The sequence below is a fragment of the Pandoraea cepalis genome, from assembly GCF_902459625.1.
Taxonomy (GTDB): Bacteria; Pseudomonadota; Gammaproteobacteria; order Burkholderiales; family Burkholderiaceae; genus Pandoraea; species Pandoraea cepalis.
The window spans coordinates 1-15,873 of record NZ_CABPRY010000014.1 but is presented as its reverse complement, the minus strand read 5'-3'; the positions used below and the strand labels follow the sequence as shown (position 1 = coordinate 15,873).

General features: G+C 59.7%; 16 protein-coding genes and 1 tRNA gene. 16 read left to right on the top strand and 1 reads right to left on the bottom strand.

Annotated elements, in window-relative coordinates; translation table 11 throughout:
* Window positions 1-2 precede the first annotated feature (2 nt).
* The 16 genes from lolA to PCE31107_RS23885 all read left to right on the top strand — a co-directional run bounded on the left by lolA (window position 3) and on the right by PCE31107_RS23885 (window position 14,616).
* Entirely contained in the window at window positions 3-653 is a 651-nt protein-coding gene (gene lolA, locus PCE31107_RS20900) for an outer membrane lipoprotein chaperone LolA (RefSeq protein ID WP_130025242.1), read from the top strand.
* 142 nt (window positions 654-795) lie between these two features.
* Window positions 796-2,202, top strand: a complete 1,407-nt coding sequence (locus PCE31107_RS20895) for a replication-associated recombination protein A (protein WP_246181918.1) — start codon at window positions 796-798, stop codon at window positions 2,200-2,202.
* A gap of 165 nt (window positions 2,203-2,367) precedes the next feature.
* On the top strand, window positions 2,368-3,672 hold the full coding sequence (gene serS, locus PCE31107_RS20890; RefSeq protein ID WP_017235382.1) for a serine--tRNA ligase: 1,305 nt from the start codon (window positions 2,368-2,370) through the stop codon (window positions 3,670-3,672).
* Between the two features lie 103 nt (window positions 3,673-3,775).
* A tRNA-Ser gene (locus tag PCE31107_RS20885) sits at window positions 3,776-3,866 on the top strand.
* Window positions 3,867-4,042: 176 nt separating this feature from the next.
* A complete protein-coding gene (locus PCE31107_RS20880) occupies window positions 4,043-5,242 on the top strand; it encodes a tyrosine-type recombinase/integrase (protein ID WP_150610538.1) in 1,200 nt (399 codons plus the stop codon).
* A 290-nt stretch (window positions 5,243-5,532) separates the two neighbouring features.
* Entirely contained in the window at window positions 5,533-5,769 is a 237-nt protein-coding gene (locus tag PCE31107_RS20875; RefSeq protein WP_150610537.1) for a helix-turn-helix transcriptional regulator, read from the top strand.
* Window positions 5,769-6,878, top strand: coding sequence for a hypothetical protein (locus tag PCE31107_RS20870; protein WP_150610536.1), 1,110 nt, complete (start codon window positions 5,769-5,771; stop codon window positions 6,876-6,878). Before PCE31107_RS20875 ends, PCE31107_RS20870 begins: the two co-directional genes overlap by 1 nt.
* Window positions 6,871-8,328, top strand: coding sequence for an AAA family ATPase (locus PCE31107_RS20865; RefSeq protein ID WP_150610535.1), 1,458 nt, complete (start codon window positions 6,871-6,873; stop codon window positions 8,326-8,328). Before PCE31107_RS20870 ends, PCE31107_RS20865 begins: the two co-directional genes overlap by 8 nt.
* Window positions 8,329-8,436: 108 nt before the next feature.
* Entirely contained in the window at window positions 8,437-8,784 is a 348-nt protein-coding gene (locus PCE31107_RS20860; protein WP_150610534.1) for a hypothetical protein, read from the top strand.
* Between the two features lie 103 nt (window positions 8,785-8,887).
* Window positions 8,888-9,853, top strand: coding sequence for a DUF932 domain-containing protein (locus PCE31107_RS20855; RefSeq protein ID WP_150610533.1), 966 nt, complete (start codon window positions 8,888-8,890; stop codon window positions 9,851-9,853).
* 99 nt (window positions 9,854-9,952) lie between these two features.
* Window positions 9,953-10,942, top strand: a complete 990-nt coding sequence (locus PCE31107_RS20850; RefSeq protein WP_150610532.1) for a YqaJ viral recombinase family nuclease — start codon at window positions 9,953-9,955, stop codon at window positions 10,940-10,942.
* Between the two features lie 45 nt (window positions 10,943-10,987).
* Window positions 10,988-11,905 carry a recombination directionality factor gene (locus PCE31107_RS20845; protein ID WP_150610531.1) on the top strand — a complete coding sequence of 306 codons (918 nt, stop codon included), beginning with the start codon at window positions 10,988-10,990 and terminating at the stop codon, window positions 11,903-11,905.
* Window positions 11,902-12,804: a hypothetical protein gene (locus PCE31107_RS20840; protein WP_150610530.1), complete on the top strand. Its 903-nt coding sequence runs from the start codon at window positions 11,902-11,904 to the stop codon at window positions 12,802-12,804. The genes PCE31107_RS20845 and PCE31107_RS20840 overlap by 4 nt, the downstream gene beginning before the upstream one ends.
* A gap of 126 nt (window positions 12,805-12,930) precedes the next feature.
* Window positions 12,931-13,188, top strand: coding sequence for an SH3 domain-containing protein (locus PCE31107_RS20835; protein ID WP_150610567.1), 258 nt, complete (start codon window positions 12,931-12,933; stop codon window positions 13,186-13,188).
* A gap of 31 nt (window positions 13,189-13,219) precedes the next feature.
* Window positions 13,220-14,050, top strand: a complete 831-nt coding sequence (locus PCE31107_RS20830; protein ID WP_150610529.1) for a hypothetical protein — start codon at window positions 13,220-13,222, stop codon at window positions 14,048-14,050.
* Window positions 14,051-14,226: 176 nt separating this feature from the next.
* Window positions 14,227-14,616: a DUF6710 family protein gene (locus PCE31107_RS23885; protein WP_150610528.1), complete on the top strand. Its 390-nt coding sequence runs from the start codon at window positions 14,227-14,229 to the stop codon at window positions 14,614-14,616.
* A 39-nt stretch (window positions 14,617-14,655) separates the two neighbouring features.
* Here the strand turns inward: PCE31107_RS23885 and PCE31107_RS20820 are convergent, their stop codons facing one another.
* A complete protein-coding gene (locus tag PCE31107_RS20820; RefSeq protein WP_150610527.1) occupies window positions 14,656-15,279 on the bottom strand; it encodes a hypothetical protein in 624 nt (207 codons plus the stop codon).
* Window positions 15,280-15,873: the final 594 nt, after the last annotated feature.

Genomic DNA, 15,873 nt, shown 5'->3' with positions numbered 1-15,873 from the left:
ATATGTTGGGATTCAAGCGCGGCTTGCCGCTTATCGCGGGTGCTGTTGGTGTGACGCTGGCGGCGCTGGTTGCCCCTGCCTATGCCAGCGGCACGGCGCAGCTCAAGGCGTTTGTCGCGCAAGTGAAGTCGGCGCGTGGCGAGTTTGAGCAGAAGCAGGTCAAGGGCCAGCAGGATGGGGCCGTGAAGGTGTCGAACGCAGCCTCGGGGACCTTCGAGTTTGCGCGCCCGGGCCGCTTCATCTGGCGCTACGTCAAGCCTTACGACCAACTGCTGCAGGCCGACGGCGAGACGCTCTACATCTATGACAAGGATCTGAACCAGGTGACCGAGCGCAAGCTGGGCGCTTCGTTGGGCGCGAGCCCGGCGGCGATCCTGTTCGGCAGCAACGACATCGAGAAGAATTTCACCCTCAAGGATGCCGGCGTGAAGAATGGCATCGACTGGGTGGAGCTGAAACCGAAGGCGAAAGACACGCAGTTCCAGCGCGTGGGTATCGGGTTTCGCGACGGGAATCTGGCGGCGATGGAACTCTACGATGCGTTCGGCAACGTCACGTTGTTGACATTCGACAAGATGCAGAAGAATCCGCCGATGCCGGCGGACAGCTTCAAGTTCACGATGCCCAAGGGGGCGGATCTGATCAAGGGTTGAACGCACTTCGTCCGCGTCAGTCCGCGCCGTGCCCGTCCTCGGTGGCGTTACTTGCCGGCGGGGCGGTGTCCGGGCTGGCATAATGGGGACATCTGACGATCTGAAAGCGGCCGGGGACTCCCCGGCCGCGCTGCTTGAGAACATGTCAAACGACGCCCCTCTGTCGGCTTCGGTGCCTTTGGCCGAGCGCCTGCGCCCCCGTACCATCGACGACGTGATTGGCCAGCGCCATTTGCTGGGCAAGGGGAAGCCTTTGCGGGTGGCGTTCGAAGCGGGGCGTCCGCACTCGATGATTCTGTGGGGGCCGCCGGGCGTGGGCAAGACCACGCTGGCGCGCCTGATGGCGGATGCGTTCAAGGCATACTTCATCGCCCTGTCGGCGGTGCTCTCCGGGGTCAAGGATATTCGCGACGCTGTCGAAGCCGCGCAGATCCAGCGCGGACAAGGCAAGCAAACCGTGGTGTTCGTCGACGAGGTGCATCGCTTCAACAAGGTGCAGCAGGACGCGTTCCTGCCGCACGTCGAATCGGGGCTCTTCATTTTCGTGGGGGCGACGACAGAGAATCCGTCGTTCGAGGTGAATGGTGCGTTGCTCTCACGCGCGGCGGTGTATGTCCTCAAGAGCCTGAATGATGACGAACTCGGGGAGATGATCGTGCGCGCGGCGCATGAACTGGGCGACATCGGATTTACGGACGAAGCGCGCCAGGGCCTGATCGATTCGGCGGACGGCGATGGCCGGAAGCTGCTCAATAACGTGGAGATCGTCGCGCAGGCAGCGGCGATGCAGAGCGTCACGACGATTGACGAAGCGTTGCTCGCCAGCGTGCTTGCCGAGAATCTGCGGCGCTTCGACAAGGGCGGCGATGCGTTCTACGACCAGATCAGCGCGTTGCACAAGTCGGTGCGGGGCAGCTCGCCGGACGGTGCGCTTTACTGGTTCTGCCGCATGCTCGACGGCGGCGCCGATCCGCGCTATCTCGCGCGCCGGATTGTGCGCATGGCGTGGGAGGACATCGGTCTGGCCGATCCGCGCGCGGCGCGCATCGCGCTCGACGCGGCAGAGACTTACGAGCGCCTCGGCACGCCTGAAGGCGAACTCGCCCTCGCGCAGGCCATCTTGTATCTTGCGGCGGCGCCGAAGTCGAACGCCGGCTACAACGCTTACAACCAGGCGCGGGCATTCGTCGGCAAGGACAAGTCGCGGGCGGTGCCGATCCATCTGCGCAACGCGCCCACGAAGTTGATGAAGGAACTTGGCTACGGCCACGAGTACCGCTATGCGCATGACGAGCCCGATGCCTACGCGGCGGGCGAGACGTATTTCCCCGACGATCTGCGCGCCCAGCATTGGTACCGTCCGGTGCCGCGGGGGCTGGAGGGCAAGATTGGGGAGAAGCTCAACTGGTTGAAGTCGCTCGATGCCGAGTGGCGGCGCGCGAACACCAAGGGGCGTGGTGCCGATGCCCCGGCGAAGTCGTCGGGTGCGGGGGCGATGCCTTCCGGAAAGCCCGCGCCGGCCGAGCCTTCCGACGATGAATCGGCCTGACGCGGACGCGCCTGCCGTCGCCAACACGCCAAATGGCGAAATCGCCGTGTGCGTTTGGTAAAATCCCTGGCTTGATGCTGCCTCCGGTGCCTTGATGGGCAAGCGGGCAGCCAGAACGAATTTTTTGGCCCACGACGGTGGGCCGCTAACGACAGACACCCCACCATGCTCGACATTCAACTTCTTCGCAAGGATCTCGACGGCGTTGCGGCGCGACTCAAGGCGCGCGGTTACACGCTGGACGTGGCGACGTTTGCTGCGCTCGAGGCGGAGCGCAAGCAGATTCAGACGCAAACCGAGGAGCTGCAGGCCCGCCGCAATGCGCTCTCGAAGCAGGTCGGCATGAAAAAGGGCAAGGGCGAGGACGCCTCGGCCGAAATCGCTGAAGTCGGCGGCATTGCGGACACGCTCAAGGCGTCGTCGGTGCGTCTGGAGGAGATTCAGACGCGTCTGTCGGACGTATTGCTGGGCGTGCCGAACTTGCCGCACGAGAGCGTGCCTCTCGGCTCGGACGAAACGCAGAACGTGGAAGTGCGCCGCTGGGGCACGCCGCGCGCGTTCGACTTCACGCCGCGCGATCACGTCGATCTGGGCGCTGCGCTGGGTCTGGACTTTGACGCGGCGGCGAAGCTCGCCGGTGCGCGCTTTTCGGTGATGAAGGGCGGTATTGCCCGTCTGCATCGTGCGTTGGCGCAGTTCATGCTCGATACGCACACGAGCGAGCATGGCTATACGGAAACGTACGTGCCGTACATCGTGAATGCGGCGTCGATGCGTGGCACGGGGCAGCTTCCGAAGTTTGAGGACGATCTGTTCAAGGTGCCGCGCAAGGTGGGCGGTGAGGACGGCGAGCGCATCGAGAACTTCTATCTGATTCCGACGGCGGAAGTGTCGCTGACGAACCTTGTGCGCGACGAATTGCTGGCGGGCGATGCGTTGCCCCTGCGCATGGTGGCGCATACGCCGTGTTTCCGTTCGGAAGCGGGCAGCTACGGCAAGGATACGCGCGGCATGATTCGCCAGCATCAGTTTGACAAGGTCGAGTTGGTGCATGTGGTGCGTCCGGAGGAGTCGTACGACGCGCTGGAGATGCTGGTGGGGCATGCGGAAACGATTCTGAAGAAGCTTGAACTACCGTTCCGCACGATTGTGCTGTGTACGGGCGACATGGGCTTCGGCAGCGCGAAGACGTACGACATGGAAGTCTGGATTCCGGCGCAGAACACGTACCGCGAGATTTCGTCGTGTTCGAACATGGAGAGCTTCCAGGCCCGACGGATGCAGGCGCGTTTCCGCAATGCGCAGGGCAAGCCGGAGTTGGTGCACACGCTCAACGGTTCGGGGTTGGCCGTGGGGCGCGCGCTGGTCGCGGTGCTGGAGAACTACCAGAACGCGGACGGCTCGGTGACGGTGCCCGATGTGCTGCGTCCGTATATGGGCGGCATCGAGCGTCTCGCGCCGGCTGCGTAAAAAAATTGGAGAAAGGGGGTTGGCGGCTGACGAAATTCGGCTATAATCTCTTTCTCGCTGCTTGAGGCCACTTGGGCAGCGAACCAAAGCAAAAAGAACGCTTGGAGAGGTGGCAGAGTGGTCGAATGCGCCGGACTCGAAATCCGGTGTACGGTTATACCGTACCGTGGGTTCGAATCCCACCCTCTCCGCCAAGATGTAATCCGAAGCGATCCAAATCGGTTCGGAAAGTAGGCGAAAAGCCCGTGAAATCAACGTTTCACGGGCTTTTTTGCTTCTGGGTGGTCCGATAAGGTTCGTTGCAATCCGGTAGCTTGAGGGGTATTTTTGGGGGTATGTCTATGTACCCCCAAAGCCAGATACCCCCAGCATGCCATTGACCCACCAACAAGTCCTCAAAGTAAAACCGACCGAGAAGCCCCAGAAGCTCGCTGATGGGGGCGGGCTCTACCTGCTGGTCAATCAGGCGGGCAAGTACTGGCGCTGGAAATATCGCGTCGATGGCAAGGAAAAGGTCATGGCCTTGGGAGTGTTCCCGGACGTGAGCTTGGCCGAAGCCCGTGAGGCACACCAAGCCGCTCGGAAATTGCTGGCATCGGGCACCGATCCGATGGCCGAGCGCAAACAGCAGGCCTTGGCTCCGGCTGGGACGACCTTTTCGCAGGTTGCTCGCCAATGGTGGGATCACTGGTCGCCGTCACGCAGCGCTCGCCACGCCGAGTATGTGTTGCGCCGTATGGAGTCCGACATCTTTCCGACGCTTGGTGCGCGCCCGATCAGCGAGATTCAGGCCCCCGAGCTGGTCCGCATGACCAAGGCGATTGAAGAGCGCGGCGCGCTTGATATCGCCAAGCGCTCCCTGCAAACCTGTAGCCAGATTTTCCGCTATGCCATCGCCCACGGTTCGGCGACACGCAACCCGGCTACCGAAATTCGCCCCAGCGACATCCTCGTATCTCGCCGCAAACAGAATTACGCGCGCGTGGACGCCAAGGAACTGCCTGCACTGCTGCGCCACATCGAGGTCTATCAGGGCAGTACTGTGACCCGCATGGCAATGAAGCTGATGGCGATGACCTTTGTGCGCACCAGCGAGTTGATCGGCGCTCGATGGGTCGAATTCGACTTGGACAATGCCCGTTGGGACATCCCGCCCGAGCGGATGAAGATGAAGGCACCGCATATCGTGCTGCTGTCGCGCCAGGCCGTAACCTTGCTTCAGATGCTGCACACCCTGACCGGCCACCGGGAGCTTCTCTTCCCCGGCGACCGCGACTTCAAGAAGCCGATGTCGAACAACACCATCCTCAAGGCGCTAGAGCGCATGGGTTACAAGGGGCAGATGACTGGGCACGGATTCCGGGGTGTTGCCTCGACGGTCCTGCACGAACAAGGTTGGCCACACGAGCACATCGAGTTGCAATTGGCGCACCAGGAACGCAACGATGTGAGCGCGGCATACAACCATGCGCTGTATCTGGAGCCACGAGCCAAGATGATGCAGTCTTGGTCGGACTATCTGGATCGATGTGTGACCGGCGCGTCGGTCACGCAACTACGTAGCGCCTGATTTACCACTGGGGCGTCGAGATCACAATTTGTTGCCGTGCAAGAAAATTTGTGGTCTCATTCGTATCAGGCTTGGTTGACGCACCAACCGGCTTTCGCATGACTGGCATTTCTGGCCGGTTGTCCGGGTAGTGTTTTGTACCTCTGACTTGAGCAGCGGAACCTTTGTAGTCGCCGACGTGCGGTCGTACTGCGACCCATTACCACATCCTTTAACTCGGATGCTGGGTGGTGGGCGCGCGCATTTGCTACGACCCCTCACGCAGCTACGACCGTCTGCTCAGAGGCTACATGAACACAATCAAGCCGCTCCACCTGCGGGGCGCCGAAGTTGATACCTTGATCGGTATCGGCAAAACGACCCGATTCAGTTGGCAAGACCCCAAATCCCCTTACTACGATCCGACGTGGCCGCTGCCGATTAGGCTTGGCACGCGCAAAACCGTCTATATCGCCGACGAGGTTGAGGCCTGGCTGAAAGCACGCCCTCGTACCCGTGAGGTCCTCGGCGTAACGGAGGTGGCGTGATGAGCGGCCCCTCCTATACAAACAACGTGTCTAGCCCGAGTAAGCACGATGCTTGTATCAAGCAAGCCGGCCTCGACTTCGGCATCGCTCATTGCCTCGACGGCACCACGCATTGGTTAGTGGACGACTACGCCCGAAGCCTGCGTGCGGCGGTTAAGACTACGGCACAGATTTTCAATGGGCGTCGCATGTTCTTTAGCGACCAAGAGCAGGATGACATCACCAGTCGCCTGAAGCTGTGTCGAACGCTTCCGAGTCCGGATCGCGAGGATGTCCCCGTCATCGACGTTCTCTTGCGCACCCTGCTGCCGAGCCATTTCAGCCAACTTGTGAGCACAATGGCCGATCGCAAGGAAATGGGCATGTTTAATCGCGAACTGTTCGAGCAGGTTTGCCATGAAGGCGCGCGCGCTCAGGCCGTAGCACGCGCAATTCAATGGCAGCGCAAGAGCAGCGCCGATGTGATGCGAGTTCAGCGTGCCATCGAAGCGGCGTTTTTCAGTGACGAGCCGGTTCTCGCGTACAAGGTTGCTCTCTTGCGCAAGCCGTTCGTCCCAGCGAACGAATCAGCCGCGTATGCGCTGTACGAGTGTGCGAGGAACAACGAGTTGCTATTCTTGGAGACAATGTCGAAGGAAAGGATATATGACGAACCCGACGTAATTCACCGCCCCAGCATCGCGTTGGTCCAGAAAGACCTACTCGCGCTCCAAGATCATCTTGAACGAACAGTGTTCATCAAGGGCCAGCTTCGAGGTGGTGTCATCACAGTCAATTTCTCTCGCGTTCATGGTCTTTATCTTGGTGCCGTTTTGCTGGCCGATGGCCGTGCAGCGCCGAGCGACCTTGCCGACGAGGTGGATCTTCTGTGGGACGAGGTGACGGACGGTGATGGCCATGTTCACCATTGGCGTGAACCGCAATGCTCCTGGTGCGGTTTGATTGAGCAGCACGACGCCGCAAAAAAGGACGCGCTCCTGCTCGAACTAGAGTGCCGTGCCTTGCGCGAGAAATACGTCCGCGCCAAAGGCTCCGAGGCGCTACCGACCTTCACATTCATTCAGCCCATGACGGTTGTCGCACAGCGTAAGGAGTATCACTATGCATAACGACGACTCCTATACGCCGCCCCCGAAACGCAACGGCCCGATCATTGATCGCGCCAGTGACATTGCGCTTCTGGCGATCGATTGGCTTTGGCGATTCTGGCTTGCCGTCGGCAAATTGCACTTGCTGGTCGGTGAGCCAGGCTCTGGAAAAACCACACTGCTGGCCGACCTGCTTGCCGCATTCTCCACTGGTGGTTTGCTCCCGGATGGCACGCGGGCACCTAAAGTGTTTTGCCTGTACTGGACGAGCGAGGACAGTATCGAAGAAACGGTTATGGCACGCCTGATCGCAGCCCGCGCGGAGCTGAAAAACATCCTGGTCTTGCGCGGCATGGCCGAGCACGGCAAGCGACGTTATTTCCGCCCTTCGGATATGCCCGAACTGATCAACGAGATCAAGCGCCTGCGCGCTTCGGGGACAGATGTTCGTGTCGTTGCGATTGACCCGTTGCCATCGGGTTCTGGCAATACGAACAATAACGATGCCGTGCGCAAAAACCTGGAGCCATTGATTCTGCTGGCCGAACAGGAAGGGCTTGCCATCATCGGCGTGCGTCACTTGGCCAAGGCCTCGTCCAAGAAGAAGTTGGCTGACCGCATCAACGGTAGCGTCGCCTACCTGGCAGTGTCTCGCGTCGTCTTGTTCGTCAGCAGGGTGATGGGAACTGGAACTTCCACGGACGATCCCGCCCGCGGAGTGCTGGTGCGCGCCAAGTCCAACATCGGGCCGACCAATGGCGGACACGCTTTTACGATCCAATCCGTCCGCCTTGATGCAGAAAATGGTGTTGCGGACGCGACAGCGTTGAAGTGGGACATGCAAGACTTGGTTGGTGACCCCGAGACCATCGTTCGAGACGCCGAGTCCAATGTCGCGTCCATCGAGGACGAGTTGGCCGATGAATTGGAATTCGTGGGTGACCTATTGCGCAGTGGCCCGGTACAAGCCAATGAAGCCATCAGTAGCGGGCAGGCCCAAGGCTATACCCCTGAGAATTTGCGCAAGGCGTTGGCCGAACTGGGTGGGAAGTCGACGAAGGAGCCTGGGCAGTCGCGTGGCGCATGGTACTGGGCGCTTCCCGGCGCTGATTTCGATAGCCTTTGTGCCCCGTCGCGTGCTGGCTACCAGGGGGAGCGCCTTATCCGCCGCCGCGATGATGCTGATCGCACGCCAGGACGCAACCAAGGACGTAACTCGCGTGATGAGGGGCGTTACGATGATGACATCCCGAAAGTCGAAAAAAGCGGAAAAGACGAAAAACACGACCAAGACGGAAAGTCGAGGGAGCCGACTGAGTTTTGGGCGGCCGAGCGTAATCTGCCTGACGCTGGCCAGGACACTCAGCCCGGATCAACTCCCTTTTGGCAGGACGAGATGAACCTTCCCGACAAGCCTTCGACATCGGAAAGATTCATCAGCTACATGCGCAAGGACGGAGCCCAATCCTAGCGTACCAAGGGCATCGCAGAAAACTTCACACATATATCACCCGACTGAGCATCCACCCTGGATTGCCTGGGCAACACCGATTGCCCCGAATTCTCACAAGGTCGATAAATGAACAATGCCCTTTCCTGCCCTCGCTGTGATTCGCAGCACATCACCACTCATGACTACGGCCGCAAGACCGGCACGGTCGTGGGCACCACCGCCGGCGCTGCCGGTAGCGCCGCCGCTGCTCTGGGGGGCGCAGAAGCCGGCGCTGCACTCGGCATGATCGCCGGGCCGGTCGGGTCCCTATTTGGTGGCCTGGCCGGAGCACTCATGGGCGCGTTGATCGGCGGTGCCGCCGGAGGCGCTGCCGGTGCGGCCATCGGTGAACAGGTCGATAACGCACTGCTCGACAACTACGAATGCCACGCCTGCGGTCATACCTTCGGCAAACGCCACCTGGCGCAACGCTAGTCACCGTCCTCAGCCTTTTCCTTTCTTCCGCTCCATGCCTACAGCCCTTCGGGGCTGTAGGCATTTATGCGTTCGTCTTTCCCATTCCCATCTGGAGATTTCCATGCATTTGGTGCAATCCATGGCCTACGTCGGCCAAGAGCCCTGGCACGGCCTGGGCAATCAACTCTCTCCCAAACAACCGCTCGAAGTCTGGCAGCGTGAAGCCGGCATGGACTGGACGGTCGAGTCCGCCGACGTCCGCTACGTCGCTGGCAGCGACAACATCGGTTCCATCCACGCCTTCCCGGACCAGAAGGTCTTGTACCGCTCCGACACCAAGGCTCCGCTGTCGGTCGTCTCCCGCCGCTTCAATGTCGTGCAACCCCGTGAGGTGATCGAGTTCTACCGCGATTTGGTGGAAGCGGGCGGATTCGAGTTGGAGACCGCTGGCGTGTTGAAGGAGGGGCGCAAACTCTGGGCGCTCGCCAAAACCGGCCAGTCCGCCTGCCTGAAAGGTCGCGATCGCGTCAATGGCTACTTGCTCCTCGCGACCGGAAATGACGGTAGCCTGGCTACGACGGCTCAGTTCACGTCGATTCGCGTGGTCTGCAACAACACCCTGCGCGTGGCGCTCGGCAATGGCACGGACGCCATCAAGGTCGGCCACCGCAGCCAGTTCGATGCACAGGCCGTCAAGCGCCAGCTCGGGATCGCAGTGTCATCCTGGGATTCGTTCCTCGCTCGCATGAAGGCGCTGAGCGACTGCAAGGTCACGGATGCTGCTGCCGAGACGTTCCTCAAGCGTGTGCTGACCTATCCAGTGAATCCCAATGCCGAAGGCCTGGCCGTGGCGATCAACGACCGGGCGCTCAAGGCTGTTCACGCGCTTTACAACGGACAGGGCAAGGGTGCCGAGATGGCTTCGGCAGCGGGTACGGCTTGGGGCTTGGTGAACGCGATCACCGAGTATGTGGATCACCACCGTCGCGCCCGTTCCGATGATCACCGCCTGGATGCCGCCTGGTTTGGTGCTGGCGCTGACATCAAGCAGAAAGCTTGGGACGAGGCACTGAAGCTCGTCGCATGAGCAAGCCTTTTTACAGGCAACCACTTTTTCATCATCCCCCATGAAGCCCGGCAGCGCTCACGCGCTGGCCGGGTTTCTTCATTTTTGGAGGTCTCCATCATGGCTTTACCCAAACAACAGCCGGACACCCGCCCGGCGCTGCGCCTGATCGACACCCGCAAGATCGAGCGGGCCGACTGGCTGGACGTGCGCAAGACCGGCATCGGTGGTTCCGACGCCGCAGCCGCTGTGGGCCTGAGTCCGTATAAATCCCAACTCGAACTCTGGATGGAGAAAACCAACCGGGATGTCGATCTGCCTAGGCCCGATCCGAAGGACACCACGGAGCCTGTGTACTGGGGAACGATGCTCGAACCGATCGTCGCGGCTAGCTATACCCAACAGACGGGCCGCAAGGTGCGCAAGGTCAACGCGATCCTTCAGCATCCGCAGTTTCCCTTCATGCTGACGAACCTGGATCGGGAGGTCGTCGGCACTCCAGACGTATCGATTTTGGAGTGCAAGACGGCGGGCGAGTTCGGCGCACGGCTTTGGAAGGACGGTGTGCCAGAGTACGTCCAGCTTCAAGTCCAACACCAGCTTTCTGTAACCGGCAAGCAGACAGCGGACGTCGCCGTACTGATCTGCGGCCAGCGGCTGGAAGTCCATCGCATCCAACGCGACGACGATCTCATTGCCCGGCTGATCCACCTGGAAGCGCAGTTCTGGGAGTACGTCACGAGCGACACGCCACCCCCGGCCGATGGATCGGAGTCGGCGGATCGCGCCCTGCGTGTCCTGTACCCCGGCAATTCATCCACAGTGGATTTCAGCGACGACGGGAACCTATCGGCGACGTTTGCCGACCTGGTCAACCTGCGCGCCGACATCAAGGCCAAGCAGGACTACGCCGAGCAGCTCAAGCAGACCTTGCAACAGGCTATGGGCGATGCGTCCGCGGCGCAGTTCGAGACGGGCCGCGTTCTGTTCAAGCGTAGCCAGGACAGCACCGTCATCAATACCGATTTGCTGCTCCTGAACCATCCCGAGTTGGCTTCCGAGTACGCCATCACCAAGCCCGGAACTCGTCGATTCCTGATCCGGGATTGACCGATACCTGGCCATCCCTCTCTAACTACATATAGGAGTTCCATCATGCTCAAAGGCCTGGCTATCACCCCTCCGGTGCTCGGGAGGATCAGCATCGGGCGCGTCGTTGAAAAGAACGGCAAGCGCCTTCCTGAGAAAGACGACCAGTTCACCCTGACCACCCAAGTACAAAACCGCGAGGGCTGGGTGTTGCACCCGCTCAACGAGACCTTGCGCAAAGCCAATACCGGCAAACTTCGCGCGATCCCCGTGCGGTTTCTCTTCAGCGATCCCGACCTGAACCTGCGTGCCGAATACTCGTGCTTTGATCGCGAGACAGGACGACCGGTCTGCGTTGGTAATGGTGAAACCTGTCGGCGTGTCACGGATGCTGGCATCGAAGAGATGTCGTGCCCGTCACCGGACGGCTGTGCCTTCGGCCAGGGCTGTGCGCGCAAGCCCTACGGGCGGCTCAATGTGCTGATTGGGGACGAGGACGAGATGGGGAGCTTTTGCTTTCGCACGACGTCGATCAATTCGATCCGCACGCTCGCTGCACGCTTGCATTACTTCAGCGCCGTGTCTGGCAACCTGCTGGCCTGTCTGCCGTTGGAACTGAAACTGCGCGGCAAGTCCACCACGCAGAGCTATCGCGCACCGATTTACTACACCGATATTGGTGTCAGGCTCGGTAGCACGATCGAAACAGCGATTACGGAAGCCCGTGAGTTGGATGCTCGGCGCAAGGGGGCCGGGTTCGACCAGGTGGCACTCGATGCGGCGGCGCGTACTGGCTTCGGTAACGGTGCATTCGAGGAAAGTATCGAAGACGGCGCGGCGGTCGTGGACGAGTTCTACCCGGGGGAGCCTGGCGAGACTGGGAGCCACGGCGAGGGTCACGACGGTACGGAGACAACTACCGCACCCAGCCTGAAGGATCGACTCGATCAGCGGGCTGCGCTCTTGGGTGGGAAGGCGGCATGACCCGCCGTCTAGCACTCGCTCTGGCGGCGATGGCGACCAGTACGGCAGTTTGTATGTCGGTACTGGCGGGTTGGCAGCGCGGCGGGTGGTTGTCGGAACGGCTTGTGTGGGTTGCGATAGGCGTAGTGTTGGTGGTCAGCGCCCATCTGCTACCTGCCTTGTGCCTCTCAGCACCGATTGCCGTGCGCGGTGTCGGCTCGCCGCTGTGGCTGTGCCGCATAGCGTCGGCGTCATTTGGACATGCGACGTTTTTCTTGCTGTCTCAGTCGCATGCGGGCGATCTCCGGGTCGCATCCACACCTATCGTGATCGCCCCGGTACATCGCAGTCTCGCGGCAGTCATGGTGGATCGCGCATCGGTCACGGCGCAACTGGCCCAGGCTAACGCCCGTCCCTGTATTGGTGACTGTACGGGACTGCATGGGCGTCGTGCAGGGCTGACGGCCCGACTCGAAGCGCTGGATGCCGAAGCGGGTGACATCCGCCGGTATCAAGCCATCGAAGACAGGGCCGAGACCCGCCGTGATGCTGTTCGTCGTGATCCAGTCACGGCACGACTGGCGGCGCTTTTCGGGGCAGCAGGCTCGACGCTCGATCTGCTCGTAGGGTTGGCGTTCGCTGCGGTACTGGAGGCGACGGCGTGCCTGCTGTGGTGGATTGCATTGATACCCAGTAGGCAGGTATCCGTCACAGACAGTCTAGCGGTCGCGGTAACCGACATGTCTGTGCCTGAACCGTTACCTGTCGTCCCGGAGCCAGAAGCCGAAGTCACGAGGCTCACCCGCGATATTCAGGCCGGTATCGTGGTGCCTACCGTTTCCGGCATTCGCCGACATCTGCGTTGTTCCCAGGCAAAGGCTGCTGCGCTTCGGCGTCAGTTGGCCAGCGCCACGCCGTAATTCCCTCAATCGGCTGAATTCTCCCCGTTCACACCACATATCCGGTCCATCCGGAGGGCCGCGCTCGTTCTCGATTTCTACAGGAGTCTCACTTTGAATCATTCGCCTCCCAGACCGCGCTTCCCCATGGGTCAGCCGGTCATCACACCCGCCGCTCAGGCTGCGCTCGATGCCATCGGAATGTCCGGTGTGCTCCTTCTCGCTCGTCATCTTCATGGCGATTGGGGTGCGCTGTCCGCCGAAGACCAAGCCGCCAACGAACTGGCCTTGTTGACCGGCCAGCGTCTGCTGTCGAGCTACGACCTGCCTGACGGCGAGAGGTTCTGGATCATCACGGAAGCCGACCGATCGGTGACGACGATCTTGTTACCAAGTGACTACTGATTGACAACCCGACCTTAACTTTGGAGAAAAAATGAAACGCATTTCCTTTATTGCAACGGCCGTCATCAGCGTCGAGCTAGCAGGCTGTGGCCATTCCGAGGTGGATACAGTCAAGGCTGCTTCCGTCCCGCAAGACCCAACACATACCTACGCGACAGCGCTGTTGAACCGCGAGTCGTGCGAGAAGGACGAATGGCGTTCGTTCAAGGATGACACGAACCGCGTTGTCGTCGAATATCGCTGCGATCTGAAGAGTGGCGCGGCGCTGCTTGCGGCGTTTCGTCAGCAGAAAATCGCCGATACGCAACACGACTTCCAAGGCTACTACCGTGGCCTTGATCAGACGGCTGAGAGCATCCGTCAGCAGAATCCCGAGGCTCTGGAAAAACGACTTGCCGACGCGCAGAGCCAACTCGCGCAGTTGCAAGCCGCACAGGCGAGTGCGCCAGCGCCAGCAAATCCGGAAGATCTGAAACAGTCACTCGTCAACCGAGAAGGCGCAATGGCAGCGGTCCAACTCTCCGTTGAACGGGCGCAACGGGAACTGAATGATGCCAAGGGTGGTTTGGCTGCCGTGGAGCATGAGCGCATCCGTTTCGAACAATCGGAGAAAGATGCGCTCGCACAGATCGACAAGGCATACGGCGGCGTGACCAAAGCGACCGAAGTATTCCAGTGGTTCGTCCGCGATAACGAGGTTGTTCCTGCTTGGTCCGGCGTCGCGCTGGAGAGGCAGGACGGTAGCGCTATACGTCAAGATCGAAATTGGAACCAGACGATGTGGAATTTGCTCCGTCGTCGGGGCGATGATCACGTTCACGCCGTGCTCAATGTTCAAGACAGCATTGTGCGCAGCCAGTAACTGCAGTGGCAGTACGTTGCTGCAAATCTACCCTTGAGAGTGAGCTACCTGTTCTGCCCGTAAGGGCAGAACAGGTAGGCTTCATTTCTCATCAGGATTTTTTCCGGCTAGCCGGATCAAGGCCGAGGTGACTGCGCAATGACCTTTCCGGAAGAACCGTCCCGCCGGGTACCTAGTTGGCTTTGGCGCCATGTCCCGATTCTTATCCTCGTATCTGGAATCGCCATCACTCGGGTGCTTGGCGCCAGGACTCCAATCATCGCGTGGCGCTCTGGCTACCCTGGGGTATTGGATTTGTACAAGGAGGCAATCACTCCATTGCCGCGGGGGTTCTCGCTGGCGAAGGGGTTCTCACGCCGACTTACGTTTTTTACATGACCTATCTCTTCTCGGAGATCTATGCCGATGCAGAGTCCTATCGAGAGATCGGGACTGGAAGAAAACTCGGTCCGGTCCTCAGCCAACGTTTAGCTGCGTTTTTCGAGATTGGTAACCTGATGCATGAGAAGGGTCTTCCGGCGTTTCGCGACAGCATCGATGTAGCTCGAAGCGGAGAAGCAGCGTGACGACGGGGCAGATCAGCATACCCCGGGTGCTTACGCTGATTATCCGAAATACCGCACGCCGAACAACTTATCGTCATCGGTACGATCCCTCGGCACCTGGTTGGACTTCGCCATATAGTTTTCGATGAAGAGACGCAGGGAATCACGCTTGGGATCATTACGCCGATTGACTTGGCCGAGACCCACTCCCCATCGGTGTTCCAGATCAGCCTTATGGGCATTGGAATTCCAGTAGTCGCCCCATCCCTTCGTGATGTCGTGCTCCCAATACTCGCCGAGCATCCTGCAAATCGGTACGTCAGCTCTGCGATCACCTCGATAGAAGACGAGCAGATGAAGATGCAAGCCTGAGCGCTTGCCTTCTTCGAGTTTCCAGATCAGTCCGCGAATGCCTTGCAGTAATTCGCTGTCGTAGTCTTCGACATGACGGAACAATCGATCTCGATGCTGCTGAATCGTTCCGAGCATCACGTCTGGACGGTGCCGTTTCTTGTAGATCAGAGTGGGGAAGAGGATCAGATGGCGCGAGCTATCTTCGAACATCTCTTCTTCAAAGCTCAGGCCTGTACGTCTGTTCCTGCGGACTCTGGCTTGTTCAGCCTTACGACGTTTGATCTCGTTGTCACGGCTGATGCCGTGGCCATAGCAGTTTTCATCGAACATGATTGATCTCGTTGGTGGTTATGCCAACGGATCAACCGTGTTGATATTTTTTTATTCGATATGAGGATCGTGTAGCTGATGGCTACCGTCATTCATCTGTCGATGATGGGCTTGAGCCGTTGCTCATCTGCCTGTCGGTTTTTGTCATTTATGAATTGATGTTGTTTTATCTATTACATAAAAAGCAATGGCAAGGGGCAGGAGGACAACCCGTTTCAATGGAAAATATCCAATGCAGTTCGAAGCAAACGTCAGGGAAATGGAATTTTTCACATGGGCTTTTATGTCGCCATTTAGAAGGGAATGGCTGCGTTTGATGAGAGCGTCGGGATAAGACGCTGACAGCATTGCCACTTAGCTTCGCGTGGGAGCTGGCCAGCGTTGGTCACTGTTCCGCCTAGCGTTGAACGGTGGACCGTCAGCAGCAATCGACCTCATTCATAGCGCGCGGTCCGGTTGAACCGTTCGATGTACGCGTTCTATTGCGGCTTGCCTAGCTCGATGTATTCCAGCCTTAAGAGGTGGCTTCGCTCGTTCGGACAGTCTTCTGAGATTTTTAAGTGGAACGTCCGAGGCAATCATGCTGCCGATTTG